Source organism: Pantoea anthophila, from assembly GCF_006494375.1.
Lineage (GTDB): Bacteria > Pseudomonadota > Gammaproteobacteria > Enterobacterales > Enterobacteriaceae > Pantoea > Pantoea anthophila.
The window spans coordinates 342,803-360,789 of record NZ_VHIZ01000050.1; the positions used below are offsets into that span (position 1 = coordinate 342,803).

The window sequence follows — 17,987 nt, forward strand, 5'->3', positions numbered from 1 at the left end:
AATGAGCGAAACTCTTTCTCAGGCTGTGGCACGTGAGATTCGTGCGCCACACGGCACTACGCTGCACTGCGCTAACTGGCTGATTGAAGCGGCTTACCGCATGATCCAGAACAACCTTGACCCCGATGTGGCCGAGCGGCCGGAGGATCTGGTGGTTTACGGCGGCATCGGGAAGGCGGCACGCAACTGGGAATGCTTCGAGCAGATCCTGCGTTCCCTGCAGCTTCTGCAGCCGGACGAAACCCTGCTGATCCAGAGCGGCAAGCCGGTCGGTGTCTTCCGCACCCATGCCGACGCGCCGCGCGTGCTGCTGGCGAACTCCAACCTGGTGCCGCACTGGGCAAACTGGGATCACTTCCATGAGCTGGATAAAGCGGGCCTGATGATGTACGGCCAGATGACGGCAGGCTCCTGGATCTATATCGGTGCGCAGGGCATCGTGCAGGGCACCTACGAAACCTTTGTCGAAGCGGGACGTCAGCATTACAACAACGACCTGAGCGGACGCTGGATCCTCACCGCCGGACTGGGCGGCATGGGCGGCGCGCAGCCGCTGGCCGGGGTGCTGGCCGGCGCCTGTGTGCTGGCGATTGAGTGCCAGGAGTCGCGCATCGATTTCCGTCTGCGCACCCGCTACGTCGACTACAAAGCCACCACCCTGGATGAGGCGCTGGCGTTGATCAGCGACGCCACCGCCGCGAAAAAAGCGATTTCTGTCGGTCTGCTGGGCAATGCCGCTGAGATTCTGCCGGAGCTGGTGAAACGCGCCAGGGCGGGCGGGCCGAAGCCGGATATCGTGACCGATCAGACCTCGGCGCACGACCCGATCAATGGCTACCTGCCGATTGGCTGGGATCTGGCGCGCTGGGAGCGGGAGCGTGTTTCCCAGCCGAAAGCGGTAGAGAAAGCGGCGCGCGCCTCAATGGCGGTCCACGTCCAGGCGATGCTCGACTTCTGTCATATGGGCATTCCGACCGTGGATTACGGCAACAATATCCGCCAGGTGGCGCTGGATGAGGGTGTCAGCAACGCCTTCGATTTCCCCGGCTTTGTGCCCGCCTATATCCGTCCGCTGTTCTGTGAAGGCAAAGGCCCCTTCCGCTGGGTGGCGCTGTCAGGCGACCCGGAAGATATCTATAAGACCGACGCCCGACTCAAAGAGCTGTTCCCGCATCACAAAACGCTGCATCGCTGGCTCGATATGGCGCAGGAGCGCATCGCCTTCCAGGGATTGCCTGCCCGTATCTGCTGGCTGGGGCTGGGTGAACGGCATCTGGCCGGTCTGGCGTTCAACGAAATGGTGCGCAACGGCGAGCTGAAAGCGCCGGTGGTGATTGGCCGCGACCATCTCGACTGTGGCTCAGTCGCCTCACCGAACCGCGAAACCGAGGCGATGAAAGATGGCTCTGATGCGGTTTCTGACTGGCCGCTACTGAACGCGCTGCTGAACACCGCAGGCGGCGCGACCTGGGTCAGCCTGCATCATGGCGGCGGCGTGGGTATGGGCTTCTCTCAGCACTCGGGTGTGGTGATTGTCTGTGACGGCAGCAAAGAGGCGGATGCGCGTCTGGGTCGGGTGTTATGGAACGATCCGGCGACCGGGGTGATGCGTCATGCCGACGCCGGGTATGAGCTGGCGCAGCAGTGCGCCGCAAAGCACGACCTGAACCTGCCCATGCAGAAGTAACATCCTGACCGGGGCAGGCCGCAGCCTGCCCCGGCTTTCAACCTCACGCTTCGCCCCTGGCGGCAGGCCGCTGACATCACTTCCTTATTACTTATTCCATTTTGATTTAGCCTATAGCCCGATTTAAGCCTGACGGCGATAGACGCCGCGCCAGACGACCTCTAAAGTGAAATCTTCTCATTCTGTATGGAGCGCGACTCTGCATGACCCTTTCCCCTGCCCTGCTTGAAGATGCCCTGCGCTGGCGCCGTGAGTTTCATCGCCACCCCGAATTAGGTTACCAGGAACAGCAAACCAGCCAGTTTATCGCGGAGGAGTTAGCCCGGGCGGGATTGCAGGTGTTTCGTGGCCTGGCGGGCACCGGGGTCATCGGCACGCTGGAGAATGGTCCTGGCCCGGTCATTGGCCTGCGGGCGGACATGGATGCACTGCCGATCACGGAGAAAGGGGAAGCGGCGTGGCGCTCTGCCACACCGGGCGTGATGCACGCCTGCGGCCACGATGGTCACAGCGCCACGCTGCTGGCCGCTGCCCGCCAGCTGGCTGCGACGCGCCAGTTCAGCGGCACCGTGCATTTCATCTTTCAGCCTGCCGAGGAGAACCTCGGTGGCGCACGCAGAATGGTGAAAGAGGGGCTGTTCCAGCGCTTCCCGATGGATGCCATCTACGCGATGCATAACTGGCCGGGGCTGCCGCTGGGGTCACTGGCGGTGAATCCCGGTGCCATGATGGCGTCGCTGGACTCGTTTGAAATCACCCTGCACGGCAAAAGCTGCCACGCGGCGATGCCGGAAAGCGGAGCCGATCCGATGGTAGTCGCCGCCGAGCTGATTCTGGCGCTGCAGACGATCCCGTCGCGTCGCCTGTCACCGCTCGCCTCGGCGGTGGTGAGCGTGACCCAGATCCACGGCGGCGAGGCGATTAACGTTATCCCCGAGCAGATTGTGCTGCGCGGCACGGTGCGCTGTCTGCAGACCAGCGTGCGCGATAAGGTGCGCGGACTGATTGATGAGTTTGTGGCGACTCTGCCGCGTCCGTTTGGCGTCAGCGGTGAAGTGCACTGGTTGCCGGGCTATCCGGTGACCGCTAACCATGCGCTGCCCGCTGAGCAGGTGCACAAGGTGGCGCTGGCGACGCTGGGTGCCGGACAGGTTCACTGGCAGGTGAATCCGTCGATGGCGTCGGAAGATTTTGCCTGCATGCTGGAAGCCTGCCCTGGCGCTTACTTCTGGCTGGGCGCAGATGGAGAAACCCCCTCTGCGCCGCTGCACAACGCCCGCTATGATTTCAACGACGCGCTGCTGCCGATTGGCATCCGTTTCTGGCAGGATCTGGTGGAACAGGCCCTGCCGCAATCCTGAGTCAGTAACCGGCGGCGCGGATCTGCTCCTCCGCCGCCGCCAGTGAATCGCACTGACCGCTGGCACGCAGGCAGCAGGCGATCTGCAGCCGCAGCGACGCGGGCAGCGGGCGCTGCTGATTCAGCACCTCCTCAATCCAGCGCGCCGTCACCTCTGCCGTTTTATCTGTCGGCAGTTCAACGGCCACTTCTGGCTGACGCTCCACCCAGACTTCGGTTTCGGCTCCCGCGCCCTGAATCATGCTGATCGCCGGGCAGCGCTGCGGATTCGCATACACTTCCCCTTCGGTGCCATTAAGCAACAGGGCTGGCGCATCGATGTCGCTGAAGAATTTCGCCACACGCGGCACATATTCCGGATGCGAGACGCTCGACAGACGCAGCGCCGCCCGCTCCGCAAACGGGGTCGCCAGTTTTGCCAGCGTGTGCGCACTGTTACGCACGCCCATTCGCCAGCGCAGAGACAGCTGCTTCGCCATCGGCGGGCAGAGGTGATCGATGGTGATAAAAGCCAGCTCGCCCTGATCCAGTCTGGCCTGCGCCGCCTCTGCCGTGGTGACCGGTGCGATGCCAAGCGCCGCAAACACCGCCTCGCTGGTAATGCGCGTCGCGTCGTCGCTGACGCCATGCACCAGCACCGGAAAGCCGAATTTTACCAGCAGCAGCGCCAGCAGAGGCGTCAGGTTGCCCTGACGACGGGCACCGTTGTAGCTGGGGATGACGATCGGCATGGGCCGGTTTTCCGGCGCACGCAGCGGCATCATCTGCGCCTGCATCGCCTGATAAAAGCCGCGCATCTCCGCTTCGCCTTCGCCTTTGATGCGCAGCGCAATCAGGATACCGCCCAGTTCCAGATCGGGCACCTCGCCCGCCAGCATGGCGCTGTAGAGCGCCACGGCACTCTCAAAATCGATATCGCGGGCATGATTTTTACCGCGACCAATCTCTTTAATAATTTTATTCAGTTCCATCACTCGCTTCCGGTTAAGTGCGCGGCTCAGCGCCGCGTAGGACGTCGTTTTCGCACGCTGGTTTTGGGCACCACGGCGGCCGGTATCGCTTCCGGCTCGGGCGCTTCCGGCTGCTCAATCGGGAAGACGGGCAGCGCCGCCAGCAGGCGGCTGCCGTAAGCTTTGCTCAGCAGCCGGCGGTCATAAATCACGATCTCGCCATAGCATTGATGGCTGCGAATCAGGCGTCCGACCTGCTGAATCAGGGTAAATGAGGCGCTGGGCAGACTCTGCACCTCAAACGGATAGCGCTTCAGGCTTTTCAGCCACTCGCCTTCGGTCAAAATTACCGGACTGTCTACCGGGGGAAAAGCGATTTTGTGAATATGCACCTGACTCAGCAGATCGCCTTTCAGATCCAGGCCTTCAGCGAAGGATTGCAGGCCAATCAGAATACTGGTTTCGCCTTTAGCAACCCGCTGCCGGTGCAGATCGACCAGGCGGCTGCGCGGCTGATCGCCCTGCACCAGCATCGACAGCCGCAGATCGGGCAGCGCGGTGACAAACTGCTGCATCGCCCGGTTGCTGGCAAACAGCACCAGCACCCCCTTGTGCTTTTTCTCTTTCATCTGCTGGCGGAAGAAACCGGCCATCTCGGCGATATGCTCCGCCTCATGCGACATCAGGGGTTCATAGCGCATCTGCGGGATGACCAGCTTGCCCTGCTCGACGTGGTTGAACGGGGAGTCGAGCGCCACAAAGCGGTCGCCCGCTTTTTCGCTCAGTCCCGACATCTCCTGCAGGCGGTTGAAGCTGTTGAGCGAACGCAGCGTGGCGGAGGTGACCACCACATGCGGGATTTTGCGCCACAGCATCTTCTCCAGCTGATCGCTGACGCGGATACCGGCGCAGTGAAACAGCAGGTGCGCCTGTCCTTCGCGCAGCTCGCGGGTGATCCATTTTGAAACCGGTGCACCGGAGGCTTTCTCCATTGCCGCCAGCCGCCACAGTTTGCTGATCGATTCGAACCAGCCAAACTGGCGATTGAGCTGCAGCAGATTACGGTGCAGCCGCACCACGTCGACCTTGCCCGTCTGCTCGCTCAGCGCATTGATCAGGCCTTCACTCAGCCCGCGCAGCGCGTCACTGAGTTTAAACAGCCGGGCGCAGAGGTCGAGTAACTCCTGCGGCAGCGCCCCGAGCACAAAGCGATGTTCGCCCGGCTGGTTATGGGGCGGCAGCAGCGGATTCAGCGCCTGGGCGGTCACCGTAAGCAGTTCGCGCAGCTCATCGCAGTGCGCTTTCAGCCTTTCCGGGTTTGCCAGCGGCGGCGGCGACTTCGGCCGCATCTGGGTCATGATGCCGTCGACCAGCCGGATAAAGAGATCGAGCTGCAGGCTGCTCCAGCCCGGCGTGATATCGGCGCTCATCTCCAGCGCATCGCGGGCCACTTCCGGCAGATGATGCCCTTCATCCAGCACCAGCATCAGGTTTTTAGCGGGCGGCAGTACCGACTCATTCTCCATCGCGGCCATCACCAGCGCATGGTTCGCCACCACCACATCCACCTGCTCAATCTCGCGGCGCGCGACAAAAAAGGGGCATTCACGATACCAGCGGCAGTGCGCGCCCAGGCAGCTCGCCTTGTCGGTGGAGAGCCGCTGCCACAGGCTGTCGCTGACGTTCTCCTCGCTGTGATCGCGCAGGCCGTCCCACTGATAGCGATCCAGCGACTTCTGCAGGCGGCCACACTGCGTCTGCTCCTCTTTGGTGCTGCTGACGGCGTCGTCGTCCAGATAGAGCAGCAGATCGCCCTGCTGATCGTCATCGGCTGCCAGCGCGGCCAGATTGCGCGGACAGACATAGCGTCTGCGTCCAAAGGCGGCAGTAAAGGTCAGATCGGGAATGATTTTTTTGAGCAGCGGCAGATCTTTGGTGAAGATCTGATCCTGCAGCGCCACGTTGGCGGTGCTGATCACCAGCCGTTTTTCCTGGGCGCGGCTGGCCGCGATGCCGGGAATAAGATAGGAGAGCGTTTTGCCCACGCCGGTCGGCGCTTCCACCGCCAGGTGGCGCGCATCGTCACCAGCCAGACATTTTGCCACTTCGGCGATCATCTGACGCTGCGGCGCACGCGGAATGAAATCAGGCACCTGCTGCGAAAGCGCTTTATACCACTGCGCTATCTGGCTTTTTACTGCGGCTGTCAGGGCCATGAGTTGCGTTACCACACCGAAAAAATGGCCTGTATTTTTACACAGTATCCCGGCGGCGTCAGCTTTCGTGCTGAATTTTTCGTGCGCCGTCGGAAATTTCAGCGGATAGCGTGGAGGCGTTCAGCGCCGGGTCGTCCGGCGCGGAAGCAGCCTACGCCAGCACCTTATACATATAGGTAGTGGCATCCAGCACGCCCGCTGTCGACTCGGCATAAAAGGGGATCGACCCTGCCACCTGCCAGCCCAGCGAACGATAGAGATCGCTGGCAACGTCACCGCTGCGAGTATCCAGCACCAGCAGCGTTTTTCCCTGCCCGCGGGCCAGCTGCTCAGCGCGCTGCATCAGTTCGCGGGCAATCCCCTGACGCCGCGCCTGCGGATGCACCAGCAGCTTGCTGACGTCGGCCCGATGGCGGCCATTCGGCATCGCGCTGCGACTGAGGATCACCGTCGCCACAATCCGGTTGTGCTGACGCGCCACCAGCAGTTCGCTCTCCCCGCTGGTCAGACTGGCTACCCGCTGCTGCCAGAAGCGCGTCATCACCGCCACATCGGCGGCATCCACGAATCCGACACTGGCGCCATCGGCCACGCAGGCCTGAAGCACTGCCGTCAGCCCATCGATCTCCTGTTGTGCCTGTTCAGGTGAAAGCCTCTGATAATCGATCATGGTTTTGCCACCGCCAGCAGATAGTGTGCGCCTTCGGTCAGATGCGCCTCGAAAGCCGATTTTCCGGTGAGGTGAAAACGTAAACAGTCACCGGGCTTCAGCGTCCACTGCTGTTCGGCCACCGATACGGTCAGGCCGCCTGCCTGTAGCAGGATATGTTGCTCCAGTCCCTGGATGGGTGGCGCATCATATTCAATGCGTGCACCAGGCCGTAATTTGCCCTCTACCAGTTCGCATCTAAAATGAAGTGCGGGCGGTGAAACATTGCGGCGGATAAAACCGCTGGACGGGTCATGCCAGACCGGTTGCTGATCATAAGGCACCAGCAGACTCGACGACTCCTCAACCTCACTCAGCAGGCGAGACATGGTTAATCCGTAGGCGGCACACAGCCGGTTAAGCAATGCGGCAGTAGGGCTGGTCTCGCTTCGCTCAATGCGCGATAATGACGCGCGACTGATGCCGGTGGCGACAGAAAGTTCATCCAGTGACCAGCCGCGTTGCAGGCGTAATTCTGCCAGCCTTACCGCCAGTCGTTGCTCCGTATTCAGCTCCGGCATGGTATTTTCTCATATAAGGGAAAAATTCTCTGAAATGAGATATAGCTGAAAACAGGCGTATCAGTCAAGTTGTACATTGCGAAATGTATTGTACAACTTAACTGGCTTCGTTATGGTAATCGCACTCAGACCAATCGAAAGAGGCATTTATGACCTTATACAGTATCGGTGACGTCGCCGAGCGCTGTGGCATAAACCCAGTCACCCTGCGCGCCTGGCAGCGTCGTTATGGCTTGCTGAAGCCACAGCGCACCGAAGGCGGGCATCGTCAGTTTGATGAAGAAGATGTACAGCGCATCGAAGAGATCATGCGCTGGATTGAAAGCGGCGTGCCGGTCGGTAAAGTCAAGGCACTGCTGGAAGGGGGCGACGTGGATGCCCATGATGGCTGGACAACCCTGCAGGATGAGCTGATCAGCGTGCTGCGCCACGTCAGACCTGCAAAACTTCGTAACAAAATTGCCGCGATTGGCCGCGAGCATCCGATTGATGCGCTGATCGACCACGTTTTTATGCCGGTGCGCCAGAAGCTGAGTCTGGACCAGAACACCGCCCGCACGATGTGCAGCCTGCTGGATGGTCTGCTGATCGACTATGTCGCGTTCTGCCTGACGGGCAGCCGCAAAAAATCGGGCAAGGATGCGCTGATCATCGGCTGGGGTATCGAGGATCGCACCCGCATCTGGCTGGAGGGCTGGCGTCTGTCGCAGCACGGCTGGCGGATTGATGTACTGGCCGAACCGCTGGACGTGCCGCGTCCTGAACTCTTTCCCGGCATGAACATGTTTGTCTTTACCGGTAAAAAACTGACCCGTCGCCAGCAGGAACAGCTGTCACACTGGCAGGAACAGGGCTATTCCGTGCGGTTGCACGAACCCGCCTGATAAAAAAAAACGCACGCCGGGCGCTTTGCCTGCTGCCTCGCGCGCGCTATTATCCCCGCCTCACTGTTAACACGCTCAGGTTTTCTCCATGAACTGCAAAAAAGCCTTTTTCGCCACGCTCTTTTTTATCATGGCCGTCGGCGGCACCAGCGGACTGATGCTGGTCGGATACTCTCTCATCGTTCACTCACGCTAAGCCAGCGTTGCAGGCGCTCAAACAGGCGGTCGCTGACGATAGCCAGCAGCGCCACCAGCAACGCCCCCTGAATCACATACGCCGTATTAAAACCGCTTAAGCCGATAATCACCGGTGACCCCAGACTTTTCGCCCCGACCGTCGAGGCGATGGCGGCGGTGCCGATATTAATGATCACCGAGGTGCGTATTCCGGCGATGATCACCGGCGCAGCCAGCGCCAGCTCGATCTGCCACAGCCGCTGCCAGGGGCTCATACCCAGCCCGGTGGCGATCTCCCGGCTGCTGGCGGGCACGCTGTCGAGCCCGGCCAGCGTGCCCTGTAAAATCGGCAGTAACCCATAGAGCAGCAGCGCAACGACGGCGGGCCAGGTCCCAAAGCCCATCACCGGCACGGCAATCGCCAGCACGGCCACCGGCGGAATCGTCTGCCCCGCCGCCACGATCGTCTCCATCAGCGGCCGGAAGGCGCGACCGGCGTGCCGCGTGACCAGCACACCGCTGCCGATGCCCAGAACGATCGCCAGCAGGCTGGCCGTGATCACCAGCAGCAGATGCGCCAGCGTCAGCTGCCAGAAGCTCTCCTGCTGATAGAGTGGCCGCGCCAGGTCGGGAAACCATGTGTGAAACAGCGGCCCGCTGTAGGGCATCAGGGCCAGCAGCGCGCCGTAGAGCAGCACCAGCCACAGCAGCGGATCTTTCAGCCAGCGCATGCTAATCCCTCACGCAGTTGCAGCAGATCGCTAAAGTGCAGCACGCCCAGCGGCTGCTGCTGATCGTCGACCACCGGCAATTTATCGGTGCGCCGGGTGATAAACTGCGACAGGGCGTCACGCAGCGTTAGCGTCGCGGCGATGGGTTCGCCCGTCAGCCACTCGCCGCGCCGGACGGCATCCCCGGCGTGCTCCAGCGACAGCAGTCTTACCCCCATTTCCGTGCGACCAAAGAAGTCGCGGACAAAATCATTTTCTGGCCGGGTCAGCAGCTCCACCGGCCTGCCCTGCTGAACAATCCCGCCGTTATCCATCAGTACAATGCGGTCCGCCAGGGTCAGCGCCTCGTCGATGTCATGGGTCACCAGCACGATGGTCCGCCCCGACAGCCGGTGGATACGCAGCATTTCCTGCTGCAGCGCGCCCCGCGTTACCGGATCGAGCGCCCCGAACGGCTCATCCATCAGCAGCACCTCCGGATCGGCGGCCAGCGCTCGCGCCACGCCGACCCGCTGCTGCTGCCCGCCGGAGAGCTGATGCGGATAGCGCTTCAGCAGCTGTGCGTCCAGATTCAGCAGCGCCAGCAACGCCGTGATGCGTTCGTTGATCTGCGCGCGGGGCCAGCCCAGCAGTTCGGGCACCGTGGCGATATTTTTCTGCACCGTCCAGTGCGGAAACAGCCCGATCGACTGGATGGCATAGCCCATGCGGCGCCGCAGCGTGCGGGCATTCAGCTGGCGAATTGATTCACCGGCAAAGCGGATATCACCGCTGTCGAACTCCACCAGCCGGTTGATCATCTTAAGGGTGGTTGATTTACCGGAGCCGGAGGTGCCGAGCAGCACGCAGAACTCCCCTTCCGCCACCTGTAACGACAGATCTTTTACCGCCGTTTTGCCGTTAAAGGCGCGGGAAACGCCCCTGAACTCAATCATCTTTTCTCTCCAGCAGTGAGATCAGCAGGCGGAACAGCGCATCGATCGCCACCGCCAGCGCGATCACCGGGATCACCCCCAGCAGCACCAGATCGAGCGCACTGCTTAACAGGCCCTGAAAAATAATCGCGCCAAAGCCGCCTGCACCAATCAGCGCGGCGACCACCGCCATGCCCAGCGTCTGTACCACCACTACCCGCAGACCCGCCAGCCAGACCGGCAGCGCCAGCGGCACATCGACGGCGACAAACTGCTGCCAGCCGCTCATCCCCGTGCCGCGCGCGCTTTCGCGCACCTCATGTGGCACCTGCTGCAGCCCCACCACCACGCTACGTACCAGCGGCAGCAGGGCGTAGAGCACCAGGGCGATCAGCGCCGGGGCCATGCCGATGCCGCTGATGCCCCAGGCCCCGAGCCACGGAAAGTGATTTGCCAGTCCGGCCAGTGGCGCAATCAGCAGGCCAAACAGCGCCACCGACGGCACCGTCTGGATCACATTCAGCACGCCAAAGACGCCGCTCTGCCAGCCTGGCCGCCGGAACAGCAGGACCCCCAGCGGCAGCGCTATCAGTAACGCCGGCAGCACCGTGCCGGCCAGCAGCGTGAGATGGCGTCCCAGTGCGGCATCAAACACCGCATGGCGGTTGGCATACTCTTTCAGCAGGGAGAGGTCGCTGAGCTGACCGCTGAAGAGCAGCAGCAGAGGCAGCAGCCAGACCTGCAGATTGAGCAGCAGCTGAGCCAGCCGGTGACGGGTGATCTGCCGCACCCGATCGGTGATCAGCAGCAGGAGCAGCGCGCCGCTGCACCACAGGCCGCTGGCAAAACTGGTGCGTGCCAGACGACTCCCCTGCTGGCTGAGCAGCGTGGCCTGATGACCACTGAGCCAGAGGATCGCGGCCAGCATCAGCTGCGCGGCCAGCAGCGCCAGCACCAGGTTTACCCGCGTCGGCGGCCGCCATAACAGCAGCCAGAGCGTCAGCAGCGGCACAAGCAGCAGCCCGAACCGGCTGATGTGCGATCCCATCAGCGGTTCCCCGGCCACCAGCCGGTTCGGGGCGAAGTTAAGAAACGGCAGCGCCGCCAGCGCCAGACTCAGCAGCGTCAGCAGCAGCAGGGCCACCGGCTGCTGCAACGGGCGACGTATCGCTTCCCGCGATAACACCATCGGTTACAGCAACTTCTTCTGCTGCAGCCATTCGGTCGCGACGCTGCTGGCATCCTGACCGTCCACGGCGATTTTCGCGTTGAGCTGTTGCAGCGTCTTCTCGTCCAGCGCGCTGAATACCGGCTTCAGCCATTCCGCAATCTGTGGGTACGCTTTCAGAACCGATTCGCGGATCACCGGTGTCGGGGCGTAAATCGGCTGAACGCCTTTCGGATCGCTGAGCGTCTGCAGACCCAGCGCCGCCACCGGCCCGTCGGTGCCATACGCCATCGCCGCGTTCACCCCGGAGGTCTGCTGCGCCGCCGCGCTGATGGTCACCGCGGTATCGCCGCCAGCCAGCGACAGCAGCTGATCCTGCGTGAGGTTAAATCCGTAGGCTTTTTCAAAGGCGGGCAAGGCGTCGCTGCGTTCAATAAACTCTGCCGACGCCGCCAGCTTGAAGGTCCCACCTTTTTTCAGCCAGGCGCTGAGGTCGGCCAGAGAGGTAAGCTGATTCTTTTCGGCCAGATCTTTTCGCACAGCGATGGTCCAGGTGTTGTTAGCCGGTGCCGGTGTCAGCCAGACCAGATGGTTTTTCTCCGCATCGAGCTTTTTCACCTTCTCATAGCCCTGGGCGGCATTCTTCCAGGCGCTGTCTTTTTCATCGTTAAAGAAAAACGCGCCGTTGCCGGTATATTCCGGATAGATATCCAGTTCGCCCGCCGTGATCGCGCCACGCACCACCTGAGTGGTGCCGAGCTGGATTTTATTCACGGTTTTCACGCCATGCTTTTCCAGCACCTGAAGAATCACATTTCCCAGCAGCGAGCCTTCCGTATCAATTTTTGAGCCGACCCGCACCGGATCGGCTGCCTGTGCTACCCCGATGCTGAGCAGTAAGGCGCTGACGCCGATCCAACCCCGAATTCTGACCATGACCTTTTCCTTATCGCATTATCGCGTGTTGTTATAGCGTGATGTTTTCGCGAGGCGTCAATGGTGCGCCTGAGCGATCAGACTGCTCTCCTGCTTTCTGAGTCGATGCTGGCAGGGCGCGAAGCGGTAAATTCTCTGCCTTAAAAGCGTAGCCTGGCGCGGCGGTGATGCCGCTGACTTTCTCGCAAACTGATAACGATTTGAGATTATAAAATAATTTTATATAACTCAAATGAATTTACGTCTGGGCGTCTAAACGGCTATTCTCGAAAATCTGTTTTTATAATAAAAGACGCATAACATCATGTCCGACCTGATTTCTTCTGCCCATGTGGCGACTGCCGGGCGTTCGCCCGCCGGGGAAACGCAATGGATTCGCAGCGCCGCTGACGTCTCCCGTTTAGTGAACAGCGGCGACAGCGCCCGTAATAATGCCCGCATCGTGGTGGCGATTGCGCTGGGAGGCGTGTTTCTTGACGCCTACGATCTGGGTGCGCTGGCTTTTGGCATCAAAGATGTGACGCGCGAATTTCATCTTACGCCGACCGGCACCGGCATGATCGCCTCCGCCATTACATTCGGGGCGATCGTGGGTGCGCTGCTTGGCGGCTACCTCACCGATAAGATTGGCCGCTATCGGGTCTTTATGGCCGATATGTTCTTTTTCGTCGTCGCGGCTATCGCCTGTGCTTTTGCTCCCAATGAGTATGTGCTGGGTGCAGCGCGCTTTGTGATGGGCCTGGGTGTCGGCATCGATCTGCCGGTGGCGATGGCCTTTCTGGCGGAGTTTTCGAAGCTGCGCGGTAAGGGGAATAAAGCCGCCAGCGTGGCGATGTGGTGCCCGACCTGGTACGCGGCAATCAGTATCTCCTATCTGCTGGTGCTGCTGCTCTATGCGGTATTGCCGGAGAGCCATACCGACTGGCTGTGGCGGCTGATCCTGGGGTTTGGAGCCGTGCCGGCGATTGTCATTATCGCTATCCGCAGTCGTTACATGAGTGAGTCGCCGATCTGGGCGGCCAATCAGGGCGACCTGAAAGGGGCGGCGGCGATTTTACGCAGCGCATGGAATATCAACGCGCAGGTGGCACCCGATGCCGCGCTGACGCCGGTTACGCCGGTGCGCAGGGCGAGCTGGCGCAACTATGGTGCGCTGCTGCAGGGCGTCTATCGCCGCCGCACGCTGCTGGCGACCATTACCTCTATCGCCTCATCCTTTGCTTATAACGCCGTCGCGTTTGGCCTGCCGGTGATCATCACCAGCTTTTTTGCCCAGTCGATGCTGACCACGATTCTGGTGTCGCTGGCGCTGAATCTGCTGTTCGCCTTTGTGGGCGGGCTGCTGGCGGTGCGTCTGGTGCCGCGTCTGGGTGCCTGGAAGATGTCGGTGGCAGGTTACAGTTGTCAGTGTGTGGCGCTGCTCGGACTGGCGCTGATTGGTCGCCCGGAAGGGGGGCAGGAAGCGGCTGTCGCGATCGGGATGCTGGCGCTGTTCCTGTTTGGTCAGGGATTCGGGCCCGGCTCGCACACCATGACCTTTGCGTCACTGAGCTACCCCACGTCGCTGCGGGGTGTGGGCGTCGGCTTCAATCAGACGCTGATGCGCGGCAGTTCGACCGTTTCACTGTTTCTGTTCCCGGTGCTGGTTGCGGCGCTCGGCACCGGCGTGTTCTGGGTGATCTTCCTGGCCCCGCTGGCCGGACTGCTGGCGCTGCTGGCCATCCGCTGGGAACCATCGGGCTATGATGTGGATGCAGAGGATTTTGAGCTGCCGCGATAATCCGCGCTGAGGGCGTGGACAGAGCGCAGGAAAACCGCACCTCAGTGCGGTTTTTTTATGCCGTAACGGCCGGGAAAGGAAACTGCTCCAGATAGTCCGGGATACGCGGGAAGGTATGCAAAAACCACGGCGTGAACTGCTCTGGCTGCTGCTGCATCTGCTCTTCAATCAATGCCATCGGGCGATAATCGAAGGCGTCCGCTTCCTGCGGATTGAGCTGCGGCAGGCTGTCACAGACGGCAAAAAAGACGTGACCATATTCATGCTCGGTCAGGCCATTACTCAGCTTCAGGTTGTAGCTCAGCTCAAACACCGGCGTCAGCGTCACCACCATGCCCATCTCTTCGCGCAGGCGGCGTTCAGCGGCGTCACGGGTCGATTCATGAGGATACGGATGCCCGCAGCAGGTATTACTCCACAAGCCACCACAGTGATATTTATCGCTGGCGCGCCGCTGCAGTAACAGCTCCTGCCGGGAATTGAAGACGTAGACCGTCACCGCGCGGTGCAGTAGTCCTTTTTCATGCACTTCCAGCTTTTCCATTTTGCCGGTGGGACGATCGAGGTGGTCAACGAGGATAACTTCAATAGCAGACATGGCGTTTCCTTGAGATTATTCTCAACTATTCTGGCACAAGATTCGCGGTTTGGGCGTAACAGAAAGGAATTTTTACCCTTATCGGGCGGCGGTAAGCGGATGACGCCAGACGAAAATCAGGCCAGCAACGCTGGCCTGAGGAAGAATTACAGCCGGAAGCTCTGCACCACCTGCTCAAGCTGGGTACTCTGCGCCTCCATCGCCTGAGCCGCAGCGGAAACCTGCTCCACCAGTACGGCGTTCTGCTGGGTTGTGCCATCCAGCTGCGTAATCGCCACGTTAACCTGCTCGATCCCCATGCTCTGTTCGCGGCTGGCTGACATGATCTCGCTCATCAGCGTCGTCACGCTGCTGACGCCCTGCATCAGCTCATCCATCGTCTGACCCGCCTGCTCCACCAGCGCGCTGCCGGTATCAATGTTCGCCACGGACTCTTCAATTAACTTTTTAATCTCACGCGCCGAATTGGCTGAGCGCTGCGCCAGGTTGCGCACTTCTGACGCGACCACCGCAAAACCGCGCCCCTGCTCACCGGCACGGGCCGCCTCGACGGCGGCGTTCAGCGCCAGGATATTGGTCTGGAACGCGATGCTGTCGATCACGCTGATGATGTCGACCACCTTACGTGACGAATGGTGGATCTCGCCCATGGTGGTGACGACCTGACGCACCACTTCTGAACCGCGTGCGGCAACCTGCGAGGCATCGCCCGCCAGCTGGTTGGCGTGAGTGGCGTTATCGGCGTTCTGACGCACGGTGCCGGTCAGTTGCTCCATCGACGCCGCCGTTTCCACAATCGAGCTGGCCTGATCTTCAGTGCGCGAAGAGAGATTGGCGTTGCCGCTGGCGATCTCGCGCGACGCGGCGGTGATCGCCAGCGCGCTGTCGCCCACCTGCTGGATTAACCCCTGCAGATAGCTGATGAACTGGTTAAAGCTCTGCGCAACGGCGTTGAACTCCGGGCTGTTGCTGGCGGGCAGACGCTGGGTCAGGTCCGCGCCGCCGGTCGACAGCGCTTCGATGTTGCTGTTCAGCACGCTGAGACGCTTCATCATGGCGCGGACAAAGCCCAGCGACACCAGCAGCAGGATCACCGCCAGCGGAATCTGCACCAGGCCCAGACGCGTCAGCATGTTGTGCGACTGCGCTTTCAGCAGGCTGGTCGGCAGGCTGCTGGCGAGAAACCACGGGCTGCCGGGAATGGCCTGCAGAAACAGCGTCTGCTCGCCTTCGCTGCTGTCATAAGTGGTTTCCAGCGGCTGGGTGCCCGCCCCGCTCAGCAGCGCTTTCAGGGGCGCTGCCATCGGCGTCTGCACATCGGCCAGGTTCTCCAGCTTCGGCGCGGCATTCACCAGCGCACCGTTACCGACAACTTTGCCATCCGCTTCGACGATCAGCACGTTGCCCTGAATGGTTTCGCCCATCTGCTTCGCCAGCTGGTTAAAGAATCCCAGCGTCACGTCGATGGTTGCCACCCCCCAGACGGTGCCGTTGCGGTAGATCGCCATGGCACAGTTGGTTCGCGGCTGTGGGCTGGCGGCATCCTGATAGGCTTTTGCCCAGGCACACTGCCCTTTCGGGGCGGCCAGGCCATCCTTATACCAGGGTTGCTCCCAGTATTTGTCGGCGGCATCGGAGTTCCAGTAGGTATTGACCTGCAGTTCGTTGCTGGCATTGCGGGCAAAGAAGCTGCTGTTTTTCTCTTTGGCGGGATCGCGACGATTTGGCAACGGCCAGATGCCGCCGCCGAAGACATTACTGTCCTGATACTGGTTAACCAGCGTCGGTAACAGGATGTCAATGGTGGCGCTGTCCATGACGGAGGCCGCTTCGGTAATCGCACGCTGCTGAGCCTGAACGCGGTTCATCTGCTCGACGATACCGGAGGCCAGTGAATCGACCTGATAACGCACCAGACGGCTTTCGCTGTCGACCAGCTGCGGTGCGACAAACTGATTGATGACCCAAACTGTAACGAGTAAAAGCGCAACAAAGAACGCGATCATTGTTGCGGTAAAGCGGGATTGTGTTGTTTTAAACATCTTTGTTCCCCTGAACCTGGTATGGCGCGATTGCCTGATCCGGGTTAACGGCTCGCTTACGGGGAACTTGAGGTGAGCGGGATCACAGAATTAATAAATGTTTAATTTTTGTGAAAATTTAATTTCATTGCGGGATTATCACCTCCCCGGCGCGAGCCGGGGAAGGGGCGGAGAGGCCTGTTTTGCCTGCCCTAGCCTTCTGAATCGACAACCTCCTGACGCGGACGGAAGATGTGGTTACTGCCGCCAGCGGTTAAGAATTCCCGTAACTTCTGACCGCCATGCTCATCCGCCTGAGCGAACTGCCGCTCCGCTTCGGTGATCGGCGTGGTCCAGAGCAATGTGGGACGATCGCCATCGCGCTTGGGCAGTTTAAACTGTGCCGGTTCGCTGGCCAGCTCATTTGCCAGCAGGAAGCTCTCAAAGCCGACCGGCGCGACTTCCGATGCCAGCGTATGCCCCTCCCCCAGCCAGGTAAGGCGCGCCCACGGCAGATGCACAAACTCCGCCAGAGCACTCGCCATCTGCACCGCATTGCCTTCGGTCATGACCTCGCCATCCACCGCCATCCCCAGCTCGATACGGCGATACTGCGGTGCCAGCTCATCAAACAGGTAGTCGACCTGCGGCATCGGCCGGATGCTCATGCCAATCGTCAGGAAGTACCAGACGCCCTGATGCCAGTGCTGGGAGATCGCCATCGGCGGCCAGCTCCCCTGATCGATCGCGTAATATTTCACCGACTCGCCAAAGCGGCTCTGATAGCAGGCCATGAGATCCTGCTGAACCTTGTCCCACTCGCTGCCATCGTGCCATTCGCGCCAGAACTGACGCTGCTGCTCTGCACGGGCATAGTAGTCATTGGTCGAGGCCGAACCCAGCGGGGCCGTCAGCCGGTTCTTTTTGATGCAGCCCGCAGAGAAGCTGACCTGCTTATCCTGGTAAAGACTCCAGCCGGGGATCACCGCCAGCAGCTGACCGTAATACCAGAGCGCCGCGCCATCATCGCTCGGCTCCCAGAGAACCTGCAGCCCGGCGGGATTCAGTGCAGGCTCCGCTTCCAGGTTACGGCAATATTCGGCGCTGAGCAGCGGCGCAATGCCCTGCTCCATCGCCTCGCGATCTTCCTGCGCCGGTGCGGGCAGCAGGTTTCGCAGCCAGCAGCCGCGCACCGCATACTGACTGCGGAACAGGTCGGTGGGCCAGATGTAAAAATAGGCGGTGCGCGCATCCTGTTCGACAATAGCGGTGAGGGTGCGCTGCTGATTGTGGACTTCAGCAATCAGGGATTTGTACGTCATAGTGCCTCGACAA

16 protein-coding genes are annotated in these 17,987 nt (G+C 61.0%); 5 read left to right on the plus strand and 11 right to left on the minus strand.

Annotated elements, in window-relative coordinates; genetic code table 11:
• Position 1 precedes the first annotated feature (1 nt).
• Together hutU and FJW00_RS13800 are read left to right on the plus strand one after the other, a co-directional pair.
• Positions 2-1,687, plus strand: coding sequence for a urocanate hydratase (gene hutU / locus FJW00_RS13795; protein ID WP_140924494.1), 1,686 nt, complete (start codon positions 2-4; stop codon positions 1,685-1,687).
• Positions 1,688-1,890: 203 nt separating this feature from the next.
• Positions 1,891-3,048: a M20 aminoacylase family protein gene (locus FJW00_RS13800; RefSeq protein WP_140924497.1), complete on the plus strand. Its 1,158-nt coding sequence runs from the start codon at positions 1,891-1,893 to the stop codon at positions 3,046-3,048.
• 1 nt (position 3,049) lies between these two features.
• On the opposite strand, the gene ybiB is transcribed toward FJW00_RS13800, so the two are convergent.
• The 4 genes from ybiB to FJW00_RS13820 all read right to left on the minus strand — a co-directional run bounded on the left by ybiB (position 3,050) and on the right by FJW00_RS13820 (position 7,443).
• Positions 3,050-4,018 carry a DNA-binding protein YbiB gene (ybiB, locus tag FJW00_RS13805; RefSeq protein WP_140924499.1) on the minus strand — a complete coding sequence of 323 codons (969 nt, stop codon included), beginning with the start codon at positions 4,016-4,018 and terminating at the stop codon, positions 3,050-3,052.
• Positions 4,019-4,044: 26 nt separating this feature from the next.
• Positions 4,045-6,213 carry an ATP-dependent DNA helicase DinG gene (gene dinG / locus FJW00_RS13810; protein WP_140924641.1) on the minus strand — a complete coding sequence of 723 codons (2,169 nt, stop codon included), beginning with the start codon at positions 6,211-6,213 and terminating at the stop codon, positions 4,045-4,047.
• A 151-nt stretch (positions 6,214-6,364) separates the two neighbouring features.
• Positions 6,365-6,883 carry a GNAT family N-acetyltransferase gene (locus FJW00_RS13815; protein WP_111208964.1) on the minus strand — a complete coding sequence of 173 codons (519 nt, stop codon included), beginning with the start codon at positions 6,881-6,883 and terminating at the stop codon, positions 6,365-6,367.
• Entirely contained in the window at positions 6,880-7,443 is a 564-nt protein-coding gene (locus FJW00_RS13820) for a helix-turn-helix transcriptional regulator (RefSeq protein ID WP_058957719.1), read from the minus strand. The genes FJW00_RS13815 and FJW00_RS13820 overlap by 4 nt, the downstream gene beginning before the upstream one ends.
• A gap of 149 nt (positions 7,444-7,592) precedes the next feature.
• Between FJW00_RS13820 and FJW00_RS13825 the strand changes: the two genes are divergently transcribed.
• Both FJW00_RS13825 and FJW00_RS22850 read left to right on the plus strand, forming a co-directional pair.
• On the plus strand, positions 7,593-8,327 hold the full coding sequence (locus tag FJW00_RS13825) for a MerR family transcriptional regulator (RefSeq protein ID WP_009091268.1): 735 nt from the start codon (positions 7,593-7,595) through the stop codon (positions 8,325-8,327).
• Positions 8,328-8,415: 88 nt separating this feature from the next.
• On the plus strand, positions 8,416-8,523 hold the full coding sequence (locus FJW00_RS22850) for a YohO family small membrane protein (RefSeq protein ID WP_009091270.1): 108 nt from the start codon (positions 8,416-8,418) through the stop codon (positions 8,521-8,523).
• Here FJW00_RS22850 and FJW00_RS13830 read toward each other — a convergent pair.
• The 4 genes from FJW00_RS13830 to osmF are packed head-to-tail and all read right to left on the minus strand — an operon-like array spanning position 8,504 to position 12,253.
• Positions 8,504-9,235 (minus strand): ABC transporter permease, encoded by a 732-nt coding sequence (locus tag FJW00_RS13830; RefSeq protein ID WP_140924501.1) that lies wholly within the window; start codon positions 9,233-9,235, stop codon positions 8,504-8,506. The two genes, FJW00_RS22850 and FJW00_RS13830, sit on opposite strands and share 20 nt — an antisense overlap.
• Positions 9,223-10,170, minus strand: coding sequence for an ABC transporter ATP-binding protein (locus FJW00_RS13835; protein WP_046101478.1), 948 nt, complete (start codon positions 10,168-10,170; stop codon positions 9,223-9,225). Before FJW00_RS13835 ends, FJW00_RS13830 begins: the two co-directional genes overlap by 13 nt.
• Complete coding sequence (locus FJW00_RS13840) at positions 10,163-11,338, minus strand: ABC transporter permease (protein WP_140924503.1); 1,176 nt, start codon at positions 11,336-11,338, stop codon at positions 10,163-10,165. Before FJW00_RS13840 ends, FJW00_RS13835 begins: the two co-directional genes overlap by 8 nt.
• Before the next feature lie 3 nt (positions 11,339-11,341).
• A complete protein-coding gene (osmF, locus tag FJW00_RS13845; protein ID WP_058957722.1) occupies positions 11,342-12,253 on the minus strand; it encodes a glycine betaine ABC transporter substrate-binding protein OsmF in 912 nt (303 codons plus the stop codon).
• Positions 12,254-12,557: 304 nt separating this feature from the next.
• On the opposite strand from osmF, the gene FJW00_RS13850 reads away from it, so the two are divergent.
• Entirely contained in the window at positions 12,558-14,033 is a 1,476-nt protein-coding gene (locus FJW00_RS13850) for an MFS transporter (RefSeq protein ID WP_140924505.1), read from the plus strand.
• A gap of 55 nt (positions 14,034-14,088) precedes the next feature.
• On the opposite strand, the gene idi is transcribed toward FJW00_RS13850, so the two are convergent.
• The 3 genes from idi to FJW00_RS13865 all read right to left on the minus strand — a co-directional run bounded on the left by idi (position 14,089) and on the right by FJW00_RS13865 (position 17,974).
• Entirely contained in the window at positions 14,089-14,631 is a 543-nt protein-coding gene (gene idi, locus FJW00_RS13855) for an isopentenyl-diphosphate Delta-isomerase (protein ID WP_009091282.1), read from the minus strand.
• A gap of 146 nt (positions 14,632-14,777) precedes the next feature.
• Positions 14,778-16,673: a methyl-accepting chemotaxis protein gene (locus FJW00_RS13860; protein WP_140924507.1), complete on the minus strand. Its 1,896-nt coding sequence runs from the start codon at positions 16,671-16,673 to the stop codon at positions 14,778-14,780.
• Between the two features lie 191 nt (positions 16,674-16,864).
• Positions 16,865-17,974: a suppressor of fused domain protein gene (locus FJW00_RS13865; protein ID WP_140924509.1), complete on the minus strand. Its 1,110-nt coding sequence runs from the start codon at positions 17,972-17,974 to the stop codon at positions 16,865-16,867.
• Between the last annotated feature and the right edge of the window lie 13 nt (positions 17,975-17,987).